A 16,436-nucleotide genomic window follows, 5' to 3' on the forward strand; every position below is an offset into this window, starting at 1 on the left:
CCTCAGGGAACCAAAACCAATTTTCCCGGCAAGGTCTTTGATTGAAAATCCGCTTGCGCAAGTGCGATATCCCGAAGCGAATAGGTTTTTGAGATCAGTGGTTTTACCCGTCCGGAATTCATCAATTCAACCAAGCGGCCAAATACATCAAACGCTTGATGCGTACAGCCGTGAATCGTGATGTCCCGCAGATATATATCGCGTAAGTCAGCCTGTATTATCGGACCTGCGATTGCTCCGGAAACGGCATAGTGCCCACCGGGTCGAAGCGCTTGGATCAGGCCAGGCCAGGCTGGACCTCCCACGACATCTATCACGACATCAAAAGCATCCGCTGGCAGAGACGCGTCGCGGTCATAGGTGTCAATGGCCCCCTGATCCTTGACCACATTCGCTTTGGCCGAACTCGTTACCCCTGAAACCGTTGCTCCCCGTAGCGTCGCCAACTGAACCGCGGCAAGACCGACACCCCCGGACGCACCAGTTATTAGGACTTTGTGCCCTGCAGTAACTCTGGCACGCGTAAGCAAGTTCTCGGCGGTACCAAACGCACACGGTATTGCCGCGATTTCAATATCCGAAAGAGGGGAACTACTGACGTCATACAAATCATTGGCCTCGACCAGGCAATATTGGGCAAACGCGCCGTCCATCTCGGACCCGAGCGCGATAAATCCGGTAGGATTGCCGGGACGCGAACGTGGCAAGTTGATCGGGCACGTAACTCGCTGGCCGGGTTCGAACCCCGTCTCTGGTCCGGCTATTTCAACTATTCCGCAAAGATCGCCTCCCTGAATTCGCGGAAAGTCAAGGGAACCGCCCCAACCGCCGACCTCGACGTCCTGTTCCACATCTGCGGTCGCGCCAGTTACCTCCGAAGAATACCATCCAATCCGCGTGTTGATATCGGTGTTGTTCACTCCGGCCGCAACAACTCGAACCAGCACTTGCCCCTTGTCCGGTGTCGGTACTGGAATGTCGTCGCGCCATTCCAAAGCTTCTGGACCACCGTGGCGGGTCAGGAACACACCTGACATGGTTTTTGGAATTGCCATTGTTACACCTTTAGTCTTGATCGTCGGGGTGAGGCGGAACCGGTCCCATTGGTACGATGTCATAGCGTGCGTTCAGCGCAGCCATTTTAGCCTCGTCAGCAAAATCGGTCTCGGTCATAGTCGCCAGCTCGGCAAGAAATCCATCGAAACCAGAAGGTTGAAATATCATCAACATCCTTGCCGGTGCCCCTCCAGCTACGCGGCACGCGTGTGGGACACCAGGTGGAACATGGATGGTTGTACCCGTCGTGCATCGATGCCAGTCGCCATCAACATAAAAATCCACCTCACCCTCCAAAAAATAGAAGGTTTCTGCATGGCTATCATGACGATGAAGGCCCAGCGCAAAGCTGGCCTTCAGGTTATCCTCCATGAGCGTATATGCACCATCGGTATCCTGACCCGACACCTTCACAAATGTGTGGTCGTTTTCCCAATCATAATTGGGGCCCTCTCCGGGTCCCAATTTCGCATATCTGTTACTCATGGCCTTCTCCGAGAGAGGTTACGCTCGCAACCGCTCGTTTTCAGGATCCCACAGCGGTTGATCCTGCTCTACCACAGCGCGGTGCTTTTCGCCGTAGATTTCTACCTCAAGCTCAGTGCCCGGGTTTGCAAGCTCGGACTTGATCATGCCAAGCGCGATTGACTTTCCGACACGATAGCCCCATGCGCCAGACGTTGTTTCGCCCACGATTTCACCATTTTGCCAGATGCACGACATGTAAGGTGCGTCGCAATCACCCGCGTCCACCGTCAAAGTAACGAATGCCTTTTTCACACCCTGCTGCTTTTCGTTCAGGATCGCGGCCTTGCCTGGGAAGTTTTGCGGCTTATCCAGCTTTACGAACCTTTCCAGCCCGCCTTCCAACAAAGAATAATCTGTGCTCAGGTCGCCTTTCCACGCGCGGTAGCCTTTTTCGATACGCAACGAGTTCAACGCATACATTCCAAAAGGCTTGGCTCCCGCATTGATGATTTCATTGTAGATTTCCGGCATATGCTCGTTAAGAGCGTGCACTTCCCAACCCAATTCACCCGCAAAAGAAACGCGGATCAGATAAGCTGGCTGGCCAGCAACCGTTGCCGACTGGTGCGTCAACCATCCAGAGGTCAAATCGGCATCTGTCATTTCCGATAGTATTTCGCGGGACTTGGGCCCTGTGACAATCAAAGTGTCCCGGGTTGTGGTTACATCCTCAATCGATACGCCCTTAGGCATTGCACCGGCAAGGATATCGCGATCATGCCACTGAGCGGTCGCAGCGGTGATCATGACGAACTCATCTTCGCCAAGTCGAATGCAGGACATCTCGGTCAGGATACGGCCCCGTTCATCAGCGATATAAATCAGGTTCATACGGCCAATTTTAGGCAATCCCCCCGTTGCCAGAGATCGAAGAGCCTCCGCCGCACCCTCTCCCTTGACAATGAACCGTGAGAAACCCGGCAGATCCAAAACTCCGCAGTGATCGCGGACGGCTTCACACTCCTCCTTGATGCGCTGTTCCCACGGCCCTGAACGACCCCAGGTATGCGTCGCATCAAGCGAAGTATCGTCGCCCGGTTTCGCGAACCAGTTGGCGCGTTCCCAGCCATTATATGCGCCCATTACGCCACCAAGCTGTTTGACTTTGTCATGAACGGGCGAAAGTTTCTTGTCGCGGGCTGCAGGCCATTCATGATGGGGGAAGTGCATGGCGTATTCGTTGCCATAGACCTCCATGCCTTTTTTGTTGCAGTAGTCCTGATCCGTATAGTCGGTGTAGCGGCGCGGATCGACCGCCCACATGTCCCATTCTGTCGCGCCATCGACGATCCACTCGGCCAGTACCTTTCCTGCACCACCGCCCTGCGCGATCCCGAAAGTAAAGGTGTGCGCTTCGAACGCGTTCTTCACACCCGGCATCGGGCCAATCAGCGGAAGGCCATCCGGCGCATATGGGATCGGGCCGTTGATCACCCGCCCGACGCCCGAAGTCGCCATAAGCGGCACTCTTTCCATCGCGTCAGTGACTATGTCCTCGATGCGGTCCAGATCGTCGTTCCACAGTTGGAAGCTGAAATCGTCGGGCATTGGATCATCGTCGGTCATCCAATGGCCTTTGCAATTGGGCTCATAAGGGCCAAGGTTGAAGCCGTTCTTCTCTTGCCGCAGGTAATACGAGATATCCACGTCGCGCAGCAGAGGCAGCTTGCCGCCATTTTCCTTTGACCACGCCTCGACTTCCGGGATTTCGTCGGTAAGCAGGTACTGGTGACTCATGACCATCGCGGGCACGGTGCGACCGCCAAATGGCTTGAACCATTCTCCGACGCGCTGGGCGTAGTAACCAGCTGCATTCACCACATAGTCACAATCAATGTCACCCTTGTCCGTGTGAACAGTCCATGTGCCATCGTCATGCTGCGTCACGCCAGTCGCCGGGCAAAAGCGAATAATTTTCTGGCCTGAATCCCTCGCACCCTTGGCAAGTGCCTGGGTCAACTGCGCGGGGTCGATGTCTCCGTCGGTGGGATCGTACAATACGCCCTCAAGGTCGTGAGTTTCAAGAAACGGATAACGCTCCTTGGCCTCTTCCGGTGTCCACATCTCCATCGGGATTCCCTGATAACGGCCCATGGACATTGCACGCTCAAATTCCTGCATTCGTTCTTTACTGTGCGCCAGACGGATCGAACCCGAAACATGGTAGTTCATCGGGTAATCGACCTCTTCAGCCAAACGTGAATAAAGCTCGGTCGAATACCGTTGCATGTTCATGATCGCCCATGAGGTCGAGAAAGTCGGCACATTGCCAGCCGCGTGCCAGGTTGAGCCTGCGGTCAGCTCGTTCTTTTCCAGCAGAACGCAATCTGTCCAACCCTTCTTTGCCAAATGATATAACGAAGAAGTACCCACTACTCCGCCACCTATGATAACCACGCGGGCTTTTGTCGGAAAATCACTCATTGCTTTTGATCCCTGTTAGTGTGCCCGTTGGGGCAAGTCGTCCGTGATGTCGTAATAATCGCCCTTATCGGCGACAAAGATGTGCTTTGAGAGCATTAGGCCCGTAGGCTCGCTAAGCGCGCCCATGGAAATTGAAATCGTGTCCTCGTCATTGTGCTGCCAAAACAGGAACGAGCCGCAAGCGCTGCAAAAACCGCGTCTGGCGCTGTCTGATGCGCAAAACCACTGCAGCGTGTCATTCGCGGTAAAGTTCAGGTTGTTTTGATTAGTCCAGGTCGAGGCCCAGACATGACCAGATTGCTTGCGGCATTGACCACAATGGCAAACTGACGGTGGCGATAGATTTCCGTCAATCGTGAACGCAACCGCGCCGCACAGGCAAGATCCATTGTGCATGAAGCTACCCCCTTGTTGCTGGCGCGGAACTGGCACCCAGCAACACGCCGTACAAAATAAAGCAGGCCGCCATTATCCGGCGGACCCAGACGTTGAACACCGCTCCTAGTGCTGCCTTGCCCATCAAAGCGCCCAGCAAAGTAAACCCCGTGTAGCTGAGCGTTGTAATGACCAGCGCGGTGGGCATGATCACCACCATCTGCTGCCAGATTGGGACGTCCGGCTGCACAAACTGCGAAAAGGCGGCAAGATATCCTGCAACGCTTTTGGGGTTTATCGTCGCCACCGCCAACGCGTGCAGATAGACATGCCGTGCTGGTCGTTCGCTGGCTGGTGCGGGCTTAGTCGCGTTCATCCAACCGCGTATGCCGACCCAGATCAAAAATCCCGCTCCAACAAGTTTGGCGATAAAAAAACCAGTTGGGGAGGCCGCAATCAGGGCGGTAATACCCACCGCCGACAGGACCAAAAACGCGCTAGCCTGTGTCAGGATCGCCAGTACCCCAAGCATGGCCTTTGAAAAGGGCAAGCTCATCCCATTCGATATGCAATTTACTGCATTCGGCCCGGGGGTCGTAACAAATACCACCCAGAACAGCGCAAATATCGTCCAGGCATCAAAACTCATTAATACACCGGGGGCGCGATAACCCAGACTGCGACAGCGGGCTCATCATAAGGGTTTTCCCATTGATAGGGTTCATTTTTTATTCGAAAACTGTCGCCGCTCCCAACGGTGAAGCGATGCTGTCCGATGGTCAAATCAAGACGGCCGGACACCATGTATCCCACTTCCTGCGTCGGCCTGTCAGCCGGGGTCTGCATTCTGGAATGTGGCTCAAAGGTAGAATGCACCATTTCAAAATCGTCAGTTAGGTCCGGAGAGAGCAATTCTTCGATTAGTCCTTCTTTTCCCGAACCCATTGGCCGACGCGTACCTGACCGAACGACATAACCCTGCTCGTTTGCTGGCGCAGCCGAATGGGCAAAAAGCATCGACATTGGGACATCTAGGCATTCCGCGATCTGGCGCAGATCCGAAATCGAAGGATCTGACAAATCTCGTTCTACTTGACTGAACCAACCAACCGACCGATCCAAGCGCGTAGAAATCTCGGTCAGCGTCAAACCACGCGCCTTTCGCAGGGCGCGGATGTCAGCCCCGAGTGTCGCTTTGTGAGGCGCTTGACTATTCACCGGCTTTCCGAATCTCATGAAAAAACTGTGCTTAATTTCACGATGGCGCGAAATGCTGAAAAATCCAAGCTTTTTTTCATTTGCAGTCGCGGGTTGCCGCAGCTAAGCGTCGCGTATGTGGATTATGATAACCTATCTGTGGGCGATCAACTGCCTGACATTATTAGCTTTCGGCTTTGATAAATTACGTGCCCGTCGCCGCAAACGGCGAGTTTCCGAAAAACGTTTGTTATTGTTGGCAGCCCTCGGAGGAAGTTTGGCCGCTTTGTTGGGAAGTTGGATTTTCTCCCACAAAACACGAAAACGCGGATTCTCCGCGATTCTGTTAATGATAGTTGTCTTTCAAGGCGCGGCGGTCTTCCTACTAATTACTCAGGGCGTGCCCCAAATCAGTTGATTGCCGTATTTTTCCCCATCGCGCGCAGCGGCTGTTACAATGGCGTGATCTCTGTGTTTTCAGGGATTTCAATGCTCAATAGAGGGGTGGATGAAAAATGGACAATGGTATCGGGTTTTTTGACATAGTTTGGTCGATCTTCTGGCTGTTCCTGATGGTCGCTTGGTTCTGGGTAATGATAAGCGTGGTCGCGGATGTGTTTCGCTCCAAAGACCTTAGTGGATTTGCCAAGGCCGTCTGGATCGCTTTTGTGATTCTGATCCCGTGGCTCGGTGTCCTGGCGTACCTGATCGTGCGCGGCGACAAGATGCATGAACACAATGTGCAAGCAATGAATGACATCGAACAGGCGCAAAAGGATTACATCCGCTCTGTGGCTTCAGTTTCAGCGGCCGACGAACTTGAACGCCTTTCGGCGTTAAAGGAAAAGGGCGTCCTGACCGCAGAAGAGTTCGCCTCTCAAAAAGCCAAAATTTTGGGATAAACAAACGAAATCCGGCAGGGCAATTGCGCTGCCGGATTTCACCTTGCGAAGACATCTTTGAGAATCAAATCCAGTGACCGGGCATCCTGCTCAGTGAAAGCATCTGGTTGGTCGCTGTCTATGTCGAACACGGCGATGATGTCCCCTTCTGAATTCTGCACAGGTACAACCAACTCGGATCGCGTCGACGATGCACATGCGATGTGTCCCGGAAAGGCCTCTACGTCCGCTACAAGTTGCACCTTTCCAGTTCGTGCCGCCGCACCACAGACACCCCGATCAAACGGTATTAACAAACATCCATGCCCACCCTGATAAGGGCCGATTTTCAGCAGTTCCGGTTCAGTGACGCGATAGAACCCAGTCCAGTCGAAACGGTCATCAGAGTGATGCACTTCGCATGCGATCGTTGCCATCAAGGCGATCTGGTCGGACTCACCATCCGTCAGAGCGGCTATGGTCTTAGCCAAAGTGTCGTAGTCAACTTTCATATTGCACTCAGTTTCAAAAATCCGGGACGCAGTGCTCCGATTGTGCTGCGCCACTCGTACCGCATTATTTTGAATCCCCTAACGCGTCAAACGCGTTCGATTGCAATTGCTGTGCCCTCTCCTCCACCGATGCAGATGGCGGCAACGCCTCGCTTGAGGTTGTGCGACTCCAAGGCATTCAGCAGAGTTACCATAATCCGGGCTCCGGACGCTCCGATCGGGTGACCCAGTGCACAAGCACCTCCGTTCACATTAACTATGTCACGAGGCAGGCCCATTTCGTGCATAAAGGCCATTGGGACGACAGCGAAGGCTTCGTTGACTTCCCATAGATCTACGTCCACTTTGTCCCAGCCAATGCGATCCAGAAGTTTTTTTGCTGCCGGAACTGGTGCCGTGGTGAATAGACCTGGTGCCTGCGCATGGCTGGCATGTCCGAGAACACGTGCGCGAACACTTAGCCCACTTGTTTCTGCCGTCTCCGCCGAGGTTAGAACCAACGCTGCGGCACCATCAGAGATTGACGAGGAATTGGCCGCCGTCACCGTTCCGTCTTTGCGAAAAGCCGGCTTCAGCGTGGGAATTTTCTCAGGCCGTGCTGATTTGGGTTGTTCGTCCGAATCTATCGTGAAATCACCCTTTCTTGAGCGTACGGTCACTGGGGAAATTTCACGGTCGAAAGCACCACTTTCTTGCGCGGCCAATGCGTTTGAAAGGGAACGTAAGGCATATTCATCCTGCGCCTCGCGCGTGAACTGATAGGACTCGGCACAGTCTTCGGCAAAGGTTCCCATCAACCGGCCCTTGTCATATGCATCTTCCAGTCCGTCAAGAAACATGTGGTCAACGACCTGACCATGACCGATCCTCGCACCGCCGCGCATTTTGGGCAGGAGGTAGGGTGCATTCGTCATGCTTTCCATTCCGCCGGCGACAATCGTTTTGACCTGTCCCAGCGCGATCTGGTCAAACGCGATCATGGCCGCCTTCATTCCTGAACCACACATTTTATTCAGTGTCGTCGCGGGGACTTCTTCCGTCAGACCAGCTGCAAACCCAGCCTGACGAGCTGGGGCTTGACCCTGCCCGGCAGGCAGAACACAACCCATCAGAACTTCGTCAACGACCTGTGCGCCAGCATCGTCCAGCGCTGCGCGGATCGCAGTCCCGCCCAGTTCAGCCGCAGGAACACCTTCGAACATGCCCTGAAACCCACCCATTGGTGTTCGCGCGGCTCCTGCAATCACTACGTCTTTCATTTGATGCCTCCCTCCGATTTTCACTTCTTGGATACCGAATGGTAAGAATTGCCGTCTAGCGTATTTCTACGATCCGCTACCAACAAAAGGGCAGGTATCCATGGGGCTCAGCAGCAGAACGACTGAAGGCACACAGATCATCACTGTCCAATGCGACCGCATCGATGCCGCCATGGCCATCCAGTTCAAAGAAGACATGCGCGCGGAAACCGAAAATGACACCCGACGCGTTATTTTGGACTTATCCAATGTGGAATTTATTGATTCCAGCGGACTCGGGGCCATCGTAGCGTCGATGAAGCAATTGGGTGACGAACGTCGGCTTGATCTGGCAGGCCTGCACCCTGTTGTTGAAAAAGTCTTCAGATTGACCCGCATGGATACCGTGTTCAAACTCTTTAATTCTTTGGACGAAGCTCTGTCGGCAGGTTCAAACTGACCTCTGTCAGGAGTGGGGAGTCGTGAAGCATAACTGCGAACAAGACAGCATGGAACTAAGCTTCCCGGCGACCGAGGTCGAAGCCAGTGTTGGCATCGCAAAGCTACGTAACCAACTGACGGCACATGGATTGCCTGCGGCGCGCGCCGACGATGTCAAAATCGCTCTGGCAGAGGCAATTAACAACGTAGTGGAACATGCCTATGCCGGCATGCCACCAGAAACAGTACGTATTAATTGCATGATGTGCCGGGAAACGCTGGAGGTTCGTATCGAGGACACTGGTCATCCGATGCCAGGACTGAAACCACCTGACGGAAAACCACCTGTGATTGGGAACATTCGGCAGGATTTGCCTGAAGGTGGGTTCGGTTGGTTCCTGATTCACCAGCTGGCCAGTAAAATCAAATACGAAAGGCATAAAGGATACAATCGGCTGAGCCTTTGGTTCGACTTCCCAAAATCAGCCTGAATGGCCTCAAATGGTCACAATAACGCCCAGATCGCACCATTGTCGCGCCGCAAACGAACGCGATTAATAAGGTGTAGCTCAGATAGCTTCCCTCGGCGCCAAGCGTCACAGCCCCCACCCAGTGAACGGCGCCGAGGACCTCTCTCCCCCGACATCATTGGAAAATCCTCTGCGCGGTCTTAGTGTGTGCCCGATACGAAAGGGAATGACTTCATGCGTGACTTGCATTTGCCGGGCCGATCCTCAGTTCTGGCGACTGAGGGGATGTGCGCCACATCGCATCCGTTGGCGGCCAAAGTGGCATTGGACATTCTGGCTCGTGGCGGGAATGCGATGGACGCCGCAATCGCCGGCGCCGTTTTGTTGGGCATCTGTGAACCGCAGATGACTGGCTTAGGTGGGGATTGCTTTGTTCTGTTCAACCGTGCAGGCGAAAACACGGTACGCGGGTTAAATGGTTCAGGCCGGGCACCTGCGGGTGCAAATGCTGAGACTTTGCGGGTTAGCGGAATGACTTCGGTTCCTTTGTCGAAACCCGATGCCGTAACTATCCCCGGAGCTGTGGATGCATTTTGCCACCTATCCAAGACCGAAGGGCGGCTTGGCTTGGATGAAATCCTTCAACCAGCCATTCACTACGCCGAAACAGGCGTGCCCGTAGCCCCACGCGTCGCCTTCGATTGGACCCAAGCCGAAACAACTTTGCAGGGCGTCGCTCGCAAATACTATCTTCTGGACGGCGTCGTTCCAAAGGTTGGTCAGTTATTTCGCGCACCAAAGCAGGCAGAAGTTTTGCGCCGAATCGCCCGCGATGGGCGCGATGCGTTTTATTCCGGAGAAGTTGCCCAGGATATGGTTGACGCGCTAGTCGCGCGAGGTGGCAAACACCAGGTCCAAGACTTTGTCTCTGTTCAATGCGATGAAACTGTACCGGTCAGCACCGAATATGGTGGGTTCGAACTGTTAGAACATCCCCCGAATGGACAAGGAGCCACAGCGCTTTTGCTGTTGAACATTCTGAGCCACTTCGATGTGTCAAAGATGGACCCATGGGGCGCAGAACGCCTGCACCTGGAGGCTGAAGCCACCAAACTTGCCTTTGATGCACGTAATCGATTTATCGCTGATCCCGACTATTCAGCGAGAACCGAGCATTTTCTGGCCCCTGAAACTGCAGCGCGACTGGCAGCACTAATCGATCCCAAACGTGCCATGCCGGCCCCGGCCCTGCTGACCGAGGCGATACATAAAGATACAATCTATATCACCGTGGTCGACCGGGACCGCATGGCGGTGTCGCTGATCTATTCAATCTACCACAGTTTTGGCTCGGGGATCGCATCCGAGAAATTCGGTATCTTATTTCAGAACCGAGGCGCAGGGTTTACTCTGACACCCGGACACCCAAACGAACTTAGCGGTGGAAAGCGACCGATGCATACGATCATTCCCGGTATGGTGCGCAACGACGACAAGGTTTTGATGCCCTTTGGTGTTATGGGAGGCGCCTACCAGCCAACGGGTCATGCGCGCTTTCTATCGAACCTCACCGATTTTGGCTTTGACGTTCAGCACAGCGTGGACGCACCGCGTGCCTTTGCCGATGGAAACATTCTGAAAGTCGAGCGAGGCTACCCTGACAGTGTTCGGCTACAATTGACGGACATGGGCCACAATGTTGAAGTTCCCAAAACACCGCTTGGGGGCGCCCAGGCGATACGAATTCGCGACGACGGGGTTCTGGAAGGCGCAAGCGACCCGCGAAAGGACGGGTGCGCACTTGGATTTTGACAGCTTAGGCCCTTCGGCCATTAAAGCTCAAAGATCAATTTAATTGAAAGTGCAGCGGATAAGATCCGTCCTGAAAAGGGCCAAACATATTTGGAATATCGGGGTGGTCCACAGGCTCACCGGACTGGTCTTCGATCAAATTTTGTTCTGAAACATAAGCAACATAGAAGGATTGGTCGTTTTCCGCCAGCAAGTGGTAGAACGGCTGATCTTTCACAGGCCTGCTGTCCTCGGGGATGGCCTCATACCATTCCTCCGAGTTCGCGAATTCCGGATCCACGTCAAAAATCACCCCTCTAAAAGGATGTCTGCGATGTCGAACCACCTGGCCCAGGCGGTACTTAGCTTGTGTCTTTAACATTGTTTCAGCCCCCAAAGTATTTACTACATCTTTCCGAACTGAAATGCCAATCCTTGATCACATTTTCCGGGAAACAGTCTGTGAACCTCTTAACTACAGTCTTCGAAATTGTGGCCCCTGTCTTCTTGTTGGCGGGGATCGGATTTGCGTGGGTCAAACTGGGATTCGAATATCGCCTGGAGTTTGTAACGCGCTTGGGAATTACGCTTGCGCTACCAAGTCTTGTCTTTGTCGCATTGATGCAGACAAACATCCCCAGCGGGGATCTGACCGTGTTTACGCTCGCTTCAATCGCCATACATGTAGCATTAGCTGCTGTGTTTTGGGTTTTTGTAAGGATAAGTGGTCTTGAAAAACGCACTTATCTCGCCCCCCTGATTTTTGGGAACACCGGAAACCTTGGGCTGCCCTTGTGCATATTTGCATTCGGTCAAGCCGGTCTGGGGTACGCGGTTATTTTTCTGGCAGTTACCGTTTTGCTTTCCTTCACATACGGAATTTATCTGGTGGCGGGACAAGGTGCCTTTGGCAAAGCGGTGCGCGAGCCGATGGTTTGGGCCACACTGCTTGGTGCTGTGTTTCTCTGGCGCAACTGGGAAACACCGTTGTTTCTGACGAACACGCTTGATCTGCTGGGGCAAATGGCGATCCCACTAATGCTTATTACCTTAGGCGTAGCTGTGGCACGCCTGACAACGAAGAAGTTGCGACAAGCAATCTGGATTTCGGGTTTGAAGCTGATGGTTTGTTTTGTCCTCGGCTGGGTACTGGCCGAAGTTTTCAATTTGGAACCGATTGCGTTCGGTGTTTTGGTTTTACAAGCCTCCACTCCAGTTGCCGTGACATCGTATCTTCTCGCCGAACGGTTTAAGGCGGACGCAGACGCCGTTGCCGGGCTGGTCATGGTATCGACAGCCCTGTCCGTCGCGGTATTGCCTATTATTCTGGCGGTTATTCTGTAACGATTGTGATTTCCTCGGCCTTCAATCTTTGCTAGAATAAAGAAAAAAGGCACGAGGCACATGAGCAGAATTCTTTTCGTACTCTTTGGGGTGCTTTTTTTGGCATCCTGTGGGGGCGGGTCGAACAAGCCGCCCAGCAGATTGAACGACGCGTGCAGCATTGCACGTGAGCGGCCGGACTATATCAAAGCATTTGAAAAAACGGAACGCAAATGGGGCGTGCCCGTTCACGTTCAGATGGCGACGATCTATCAGGAAAGCCGCTACAAACACGATGCCCGAACACCGCATAAATACGTACTGGGCGTCATACCAATGGGACGTCAAAGCAGTGCCTATGGTTTCAGTCAGGCCCTGGACGGTACTTGGGATGAATACAGGCAAGAAACTGGCAAGCGCCGCGCAAAACGTGACCGTATTCGCGATGCTTCAGATTTCATCGGCTGGTACATGAACAAAAGCTATGAGCGGAACGGTATCCACCCCAGCGACACGCGTAACCAATACTTAGCATACCACGAAGGCCACAACGGATTTTCACGCGGCAGCTATAATCAGAAGTCCTGGTTGTTGAACGTGGCAAGTGACGTGGACGCGCGTGCGCAGCTCTATCAGTCGCAACTAGCAGGTTGCCGCTACTGAATTCGCGCGGATCAGCGATCGTCTGATCCGCGTTTTTTGTTGTCAGAAAACAGGCTTTGATCCAGTCTGCCACCTTCTGTAAGCGGACCCAATAGAACTGTGGTTTGGGTACCGGCATTGTCGTGTATCACCCATTTGCGCAGCTCAATCGGATCACTTGTAAACATCAGTTCGATTCGCCCGTTTTCCGGGTTTTTGGGGTCTTGCGCTGTCACCACGGTGGCTGTCCCATCGAATTCATGACCGACCACCATGTTTGCTTGTCCTAGGTTAACGTTCCTTGCCAAAACTAAGGACAAAGGAGTGCGCCGCAGCGGATATTGCTCCGGCGGCTGGTTGGACTTTGCATCATAAATTAAAACCGATCCGGAACGTGCCAGAACAACCGCATCGTTCGGCGCATCATACTCGAATCTCATCTTACCTGGCCGCTGCAGCCACAGCTTTCCGGTACTCAGCGTTCCGTCGTCATTCACCTGAGTAAAAGTCGTCTGAACGGTATTCAGACTGTTCAGGTAATTGGATATCTGCGACAGCGGCAGCTTATCAGCAGCCCAGGCTGTCGGTGCGGCCAGCGTCAAAGCAAAGGCAAAGGCTATCTGTTTCATGCTCTACCAGATAGGCGCTCTACCCTTGATATGGAATATCTTATTGCTCGGGTACGAGGATTTCGCGTTTACCGACATGATTTGCCGAGGAAACAACACCTTCGTCTTCCATTTGCTCTACTAGCCGCGCTGCCTTGTTGTAACCAATGGCGAGTTTTCGCTGAATGTAAGAGGTCGAGCATTTGCGATCCTTGATCACAATGGCCACCGCTTGATCATAAAGGGCATCTTCTCCACCCGTATTTCCACCTGTATTCAGCCCAAGAACGGCGTCAATGTTGTCGGCCTTTTCTTCCGTCGGACCATCCACGACTCCACCGACGTAATCCGGCGGACCGTATTGTTTGAGGTGGTTGACGATTTCCTCGACTTCTTCGTCCGAAACAAACGGGCCGTGGCAACGGGTGATCTTGGCACCACCGGCCATGTATAACATGTCACCCTGACCCAATAGTTGTTCGGCACCCATTTCGCCAAGGATGGTGCGGCTATCGACCTTTGAGGTCACCTGAAATGAAATCCGGGTCGGGAAGTTTGCCTTGATCGTACCGGTGATTACATCAACCGACGGGCGCTGCGTCGCCATAATCAGGTGAATACCAGAGGCCCGCGCCATCTGCGCCAGACGCTGGATGCAAGCTTCGATTTCCTTGCCAGCAACCATCATAAGGTCGGCCATTTCGTCCACAATTACGACGATATAAGGCATCGCCTCAGGCGCGAATTCTTCGGTTTCGAAAACTGGCTCACCGGTTTCGTCATCGAACCCGGTTTGAACAGTCCGGCTGAACAACTCACCTTTTGCCAGCGCGTCCTTAACCCGACCGTTGTAACCGGCAATGTTGCGAACACCCATCTTGGACATCTTGCGGTAACGGTCTTCCATTTCTCCTACCACCCACTTCAGAGCTACGACCGCTTTCTTAGGGTCGGTTACTACGGGTGACAGAAGATGCGGAATACCGTCGTAAACTGACAGTTCCAGCATTTTGGGATCAATCATTATCAGGCGACACTCGTCCGGAGTCAGCTTGTACAGCAATGACAGGATCATGGTGTTAATAGCGACTGATTTACCGGATCCAGTGGTACCTGCAATCAAGAGGTGAGGCATTTTAGCGAGATTTGCCACCACGGCCTCGCCACCAATGTCCTTGCCCAGCGCCAACGGCAGGGCTTGGTTCCCGTCACCAAAGTCGCGGCTTGAGAGGATTTCACGGAGCACAACCATCTCTCGGTTCTCATTGGGCAGTTCGATACCAATGACCGATCGTCCGGGTAGGGTCGAAACACGCGCAGACAAGGCCGACATCGAACGGGCGATATCGTCCGCCAAGCCGATCACACGACTGGCCTTCAAACCCGGGGCGGGTTCGAGTTCATACATCGTAACCACGGGTCCCGGACGAACGCTGACTATCTCACCTTTGACGCCGTAATCATCCAAGACGTTTTCCAGCATCCGCGCATTTTCCTCCAATGCCTCATCACTCAGATGGTGACGCAGAATGTTGGCAGGGTTGGACAACAAACCCAGGGGCGGAAGCTCAAAATCAGAGTGCTTTTCTTCAAACGACAAAGCCGGTTGTGCCTCGGCCTGCGCACGGCGCGACGGCATGGGTGTGCGGCGGACCGGTTGCGCCACCACGGGCTTGCGCGGTTCGGCAACGGGGATTTTCATAGACTGACGTGGTGAAGGGTTCGCCGCAGAATCATCTTCAAAAACTGAATCGTCTTCATCGTGCCCAAATTCATCACCGTGCGGGTCTTGCCAGTCGTCTTGAGTGTAACCAGTCATCGGCGGCTCAGGAGGCAGCCCAGTTGATGTCAATGAAGGTTCTGGCGGCAAGTCCCCTGCGCGCTCAGCATTCAGGATCAATGGGTCAGGTCCCCGACCGCGCCCTTTTGTCAAAGGCAAACTCGGATCTGGCTCCGGCCTCATTTCTCCTGCTGCCACTTTGCGGCTACGCACTGCGGCCGAAATTTTGGACCTGATGCGGTCCTCCCCTGGCATATCTTCGTAACCTTGCACTGGTTCTTGGGCCAGAAGTTCTGGCTCTGGCATCGGATCCGGGCGGCGGATCAATGCGGGCATACGGGCCAGTAATCCAGTTTTCCGCGTGGGTTCCAATGTTTCAGGCATGGGTTCATCAAAACTCGGATCCGCATAAGCAAGATCATCTTCGAAATCGGCCAGTGCTGGTTCCGCCCGATCGGTCTTGCGTTCAGCCCATTGAGCTCTGCGGTCGCGAGCCGCCTGTGCCGTAGCCGATGCCCCACGACCCAGCATGTTCATCAAAAGGTCGTAGGACATTACCAGACCCAGCAAAAAGGCACGGAAGCCGCGTTTGACATCGGCTTTGGTGAAACCCAACACGAATACGCCCAACGCCAGCATTCCGATAGCCATTGCCAAGGACATCATTTTGACCATTAGCTGAGACGATATCGGCAAAAGTGTCAGCAATGCGCCCATGACGGTGTCACCAAACAATCCGCCCAACCCATAGCTATGCGTTGCACGCCAAGCATCGCCGGGTACAAGCGTTGCCGCATAGACCGAAACGATTGCGATCCAAATCGGCGCAAATATCAGCCGGGCAATCGCGCGTTCTTCGGAAAAATGACCGGTGAAGCGAACCCCCCATCCAATCAACACCAACGCAATACCCCAGCTGCCCCATCCGACGATCATGAACAATGGCGCGGCAATAGAAGCACCAATGCGGCCCATCCAATTTTGCACCGGCGCATCGGTGGACACCATCCAATTTGGGTCATCTGGCGTATAGGACCAGATCATCGCGGCCGCGGCCATGCCCAGCAAGACCAAGGCAATCCCGATCAACTCCTTGCTACGCCGTTCGATCGCAGCCTGCGTGGTGCTGTCCAATAAGGGGTCGCGATTGCGCGCGTTCAATGATGCCAT

18 protein-coding genes are annotated in these 16,436 nt (G+C 53.8%); 7 read left to right on the plus strand and 11 right to left on the minus strand.

Annotation, left to right across the window (positions count from 1 at the left end; translation table 11 throughout):
• Positions 1–2: 2 nt before the first annotated feature.
• The 6 genes from GOV45_RS14840 to GOV45_RS14865 are packed head-to-tail and all read right to left on the minus strand — an operon-like array spanning position 3 to position 5,619.
• Positions 3–1,055 (minus strand): zinc-binding dehydrogenase, encoded by a 1,053-nt coding sequence (locus GOV45_RS14840; RefSeq protein WP_174823674.1) that lies wholly within the window; start codon positions 1,053–1,055, stop codon positions 3–5.
• A 10-nt stretch (positions 1,056–1,065) separates the two neighbouring features.
• Positions 1,066–1,542, minus strand: coding sequence for a cupin domain-containing protein (locus tag GOV45_RS14845; protein ID WP_170479183.1), 477 nt, complete (start codon positions 1,540–1,542; stop codon positions 1,066–1,068).
• 18 nt (positions 1,543–1,560) lie between these two features.
• Positions 1,561–4,008, minus strand: a complete 2,448-nt coding sequence (locus GOV45_RS14850) for a GcvT family protein (RefSeq protein WP_170479185.1) — start codon at positions 4,006–4,008, stop codon at positions 1,561–1,563.
• 15 nt (positions 4,009–4,023) lie between these two features.
• Positions 4,024–4,404, minus strand: a complete 381-nt coding sequence (locus GOV45_RS14855; RefSeq protein ID WP_170479187.1) for a GFA family protein — start codon at positions 4,402–4,404, stop codon at positions 4,024–4,026.
• Between the two features lie 4 nt (positions 4,405–4,408).
• On the minus strand, positions 4,409–5,032 hold the full coding sequence (locus GOV45_RS14860) for a LysE family translocator (RefSeq protein ID WP_170479189.1): 624 nt from the start codon (positions 5,030–5,032) through the stop codon (positions 4,409–4,411).
• Positions 5,032–5,619, minus strand: coding sequence for a helix-turn-helix domain-containing protein (locus GOV45_RS14865; protein ID WP_170479191.1), 588 nt, complete (start codon positions 5,617–5,619; stop codon positions 5,032–5,034). Before GOV45_RS14865 ends, GOV45_RS14860 begins: the two co-directional genes overlap by 1 nt.
• 97 nt (positions 5,620–5,716) lie before the next feature.
• Here GOV45_RS14865 and GOV45_RS14870 point away from each other — a divergent pair, with 97 nt between their 5' ends.
• On the plus strand, positions 5,717–5,998 hold the full coding sequence (locus GOV45_RS14870; RefSeq protein WP_170479193.1) for a DUF1294 domain-containing protein: 282 nt from the start codon (positions 5,717–5,719) through the stop codon (positions 5,996–5,998).
• 97 nt (positions 5,999–6,095) lie between these two features.
• A complete protein-coding gene (locus tag GOV45_RS14875; protein WP_170479677.1) occupies positions 6,096–6,482 on the plus strand; it encodes an SHOCT domain-containing protein in 387 nt (128 codons plus the stop codon).
• A 38-nt stretch (positions 6,483–6,520) separates the two neighbouring features.
• On the opposite strand, the gene GOV45_RS14880 is transcribed toward GOV45_RS14875, so the two are convergent.
• Together GOV45_RS14880 and GOV45_RS14885 are read right to left on the minus strand one after the other, a co-directional pair.
• Positions 6,521–6,973: a GAF domain-containing protein gene (locus GOV45_RS14880; protein ID WP_170479194.1), complete on the minus strand. Its 453-nt coding sequence runs from the start codon at positions 6,971–6,973 to the stop codon at positions 6,521–6,523.
• A gap of 86 nt (positions 6,974–7,059) precedes the next feature.
• Positions 7,060–8,232, minus strand: a complete 1,173-nt coding sequence (locus tag GOV45_RS14885) for an acetyl-CoA C-acyltransferase (protein ID WP_170479196.1) — start codon at positions 8,230–8,232, stop codon at positions 7,060–7,062.
• A 100-nt stretch (positions 8,233–8,332) separates the two neighbouring features.
• Here GOV45_RS14885 and GOV45_RS14890 point away from each other — a divergent pair, with 100 nt between their 5' ends.
• The 3 genes from GOV45_RS14890 (at position 8,333) to GOV45_RS14900 (ending at position 10,934) form a co-directional block, all read left to right on the plus strand.
• Positions 8,333–8,671 (plus strand): STAS domain-containing protein, encoded by a 339-nt coding sequence (locus GOV45_RS14890; RefSeq protein WP_170479198.1) that lies wholly within the window; start codon positions 8,333–8,335, stop codon positions 8,669–8,671.
• Positions 8,672–8,693: 22 nt separating this feature from the next.
• On the plus strand, positions 8,694–9,143 hold the full coding sequence (locus GOV45_RS14895) for an ATP-binding protein (RefSeq protein ID WP_367648683.1): 450 nt from the start codon (positions 8,694–8,696) through the stop codon (positions 9,141–9,143).
• Positions 9,144–9,356: 213 nt separating this feature from the next.
• Complete coding sequence (locus GOV45_RS14900) at positions 9,357–10,934, plus strand: gamma-glutamyltransferase family protein (protein WP_170479200.1); 1,578 nt, start codon at positions 9,357–9,359, stop codon at positions 10,932–10,934.
• A 34-nt stretch (positions 10,935–10,968) separates the two neighbouring features.
• Here the strand turns inward: GOV45_RS14900 and hspQ are convergent, their stop codons facing one another.
• Positions 10,969–11,295 carry a heat shock protein HspQ gene (hspQ, locus tag GOV45_RS14905; protein WP_170479681.1) on the minus strand — a complete coding sequence of 109 codons (327 nt, stop codon included), beginning with the start codon at positions 11,293–11,295 and terminating at the stop codon, positions 10,969–10,971.
• Between the two features lie 80 nt (positions 11,296–11,375).
• Here hspQ and GOV45_RS14910 point away from each other — a divergent pair, with 80 nt between their 5' ends.
• Both GOV45_RS14910 and GOV45_RS14915 read left to right on the plus strand, forming a co-directional pair.
• Entirely contained in the window at positions 11,376–12,257 is an 882-nt protein-coding gene (locus tag GOV45_RS14910; RefSeq protein ID WP_170479202.1) for an AEC family transporter, read from the plus strand.
• A 60-nt stretch (positions 12,258–12,317) separates the two neighbouring features.
• Positions 12,318–12,899 carry a transglycosylase SLT domain-containing protein gene (locus tag GOV45_RS14915; RefSeq protein ID WP_170479204.1) on the plus strand — a complete coding sequence of 194 codons (582 nt, stop codon included), beginning with the start codon at positions 12,318–12,320 and terminating at the stop codon, positions 12,897–12,899.
• 11 nt (positions 12,900–12,910) lie between these two features.
• On the opposite strand, the gene GOV45_RS14920 is transcribed toward GOV45_RS14915, so the two are convergent.
• The gene (locus GOV45_RS14920; protein ID WP_170479206.1) at positions 12,911–13,507 is read right to left on the minus strand and encodes a LolA family protein; all 597 of its coding nucleotides are present in this window, start codon (positions 13,505–13,507) and stop codon (positions 12,911–12,913) included.
• Positions 13,508–13,547: 40 nt separating this feature from the next.
• Positions 13,548–16,436: a DNA translocase FtsK gene (locus GOV45_RS14925; RefSeq protein WP_170479208.1), complete on the minus strand. Its 2,889-nt coding sequence runs from the start codon at positions 16,434–16,436 to the stop codon at positions 13,548–13,550.

It is taken from the genome of Ruegeria arenilitoris (genome assembly GCF_013035425.1).
In the GTDB taxonomy this organism is placed as follows: Bacteria; Pseudomonadota; Alphaproteobacteria; order Rhodobacterales; family Rhodobacteraceae; genus Ruegeria; species Ruegeria arenilitoris_A.

What these genes read in the sequence shown, in the direction of transcription:
- GOV45_RS14840 (WP_174823674.1), bottom strand. Translation starts at nt 1,055, where the DNA reads ATGGCAATTCCAAAAACCATGTCAGGTGTGTTCCTGACCCGCCACGGT.
- GOV45_RS14845 (WP_170479183.1), bottom strand. Translation starts at nt 1,542, where the DNA reads ATGAGTAACAGATATGCGAAATTGGGACCCGGAGAGGGCCCCAATTAT.
- GOV45_RS14850 (WP_170479185.1), bottom strand. Translation starts at nt 4,008, where the DNA reads ATGAGTGATTTTCCGACAAAAGCCCGCGTGGTTATCATAGGTGGCGGA.
- GOV45_RS14855 (WP_170479187.1), bottom strand. Translation starts at nt 4,404, where the DNA reads ATGCACAATGGATCTTGCCTGTGCGGCGCGGTTGCGTTCACGATTGAC.
- GOV45_RS14860 (WP_170479189.1), bottom strand. Translation starts at nt 5,032, where the DNA reads ATGAGTTTTGATGCCTGGACGATATTTGCGCTGTTCTGGGTGGTATTT.
- GOV45_RS14865 (WP_170479191.1), bottom strand. Translation starts at nt 5,619, where the DNA reads ATGAGATTCGGAAAGCCGGTGAATAGTCAAGCGCCTCACAAAGCGACA.
- GOV45_RS14870 (WP_170479193.1), top strand. Translation starts at nt 5,717, where the DNA reads ATGTGGATTATGATAACCTATCTGTGGGCGATCAACTGCCTGACATTA.
- GOV45_RS14875 (WP_170479677.1), top strand. Translation starts at nt 6,096, where the DNA reads ATGGACAATGGTATCGGGTTTTTTGACATAGTTTGGTCGATCTTCTGG.
- GOV45_RS14880 (WP_170479194.1), bottom strand. Translation starts at nt 6,973, where the DNA reads ATGAAAGTTGACTACGACACTTTGGCTAAGACCATAGCCGCTCTGACG.
- GOV45_RS14885 (WP_170479196.1), bottom strand. Translation starts at nt 8,232, where the DNA reads ATGAAAGACGTAGTGATTGCAGGAGCCGCGCGAACACCAATGGGTGGG.
- GOV45_RS14890 (WP_170479198.1), top strand. Translation starts at nt 8,333, where the DNA reads ATGGGGCTCAGCAGCAGAACGACTGAAGGCACACAGATCATCACTGTC.
- GOV45_RS14900 (WP_170479200.1), top strand. Translation starts at nt 9,357, where the DNA reads ATGCGTGACTTGCATTTGCCGGGCCGATCCTCAGTTCTGGCGACTGAG.
- hspQ (WP_170479681.1), bottom strand. Translation starts at nt 11,295, where the DNA reads ATGTTAAAGACACAAGCTAAGTACCGCCTGGGCCAGGTGGTTCGACAT.
- GOV45_RS14915 (WP_170479204.1), top strand. Translation starts at nt 12,318, where the DNA reads ATGAGCAGAATTCTTTTCGTACTCTTTGGGGTGCTTTTTTTGGCATCC.
- GOV45_RS14920 (WP_170479206.1), bottom strand. Translation starts at nt 13,507, where the DNA reads ATGAAACAGATAGCCTTTGCCTTTGCTTTGACGCTGGCCGCACCGACA.
- GOV45_RS14925 (WP_170479208.1), bottom strand. Translation starts at nt 16,436, where the DNA reads ATGGCATCATTGAACGCGCGCAATCGCGACCCCTTATTGGACAGCACC.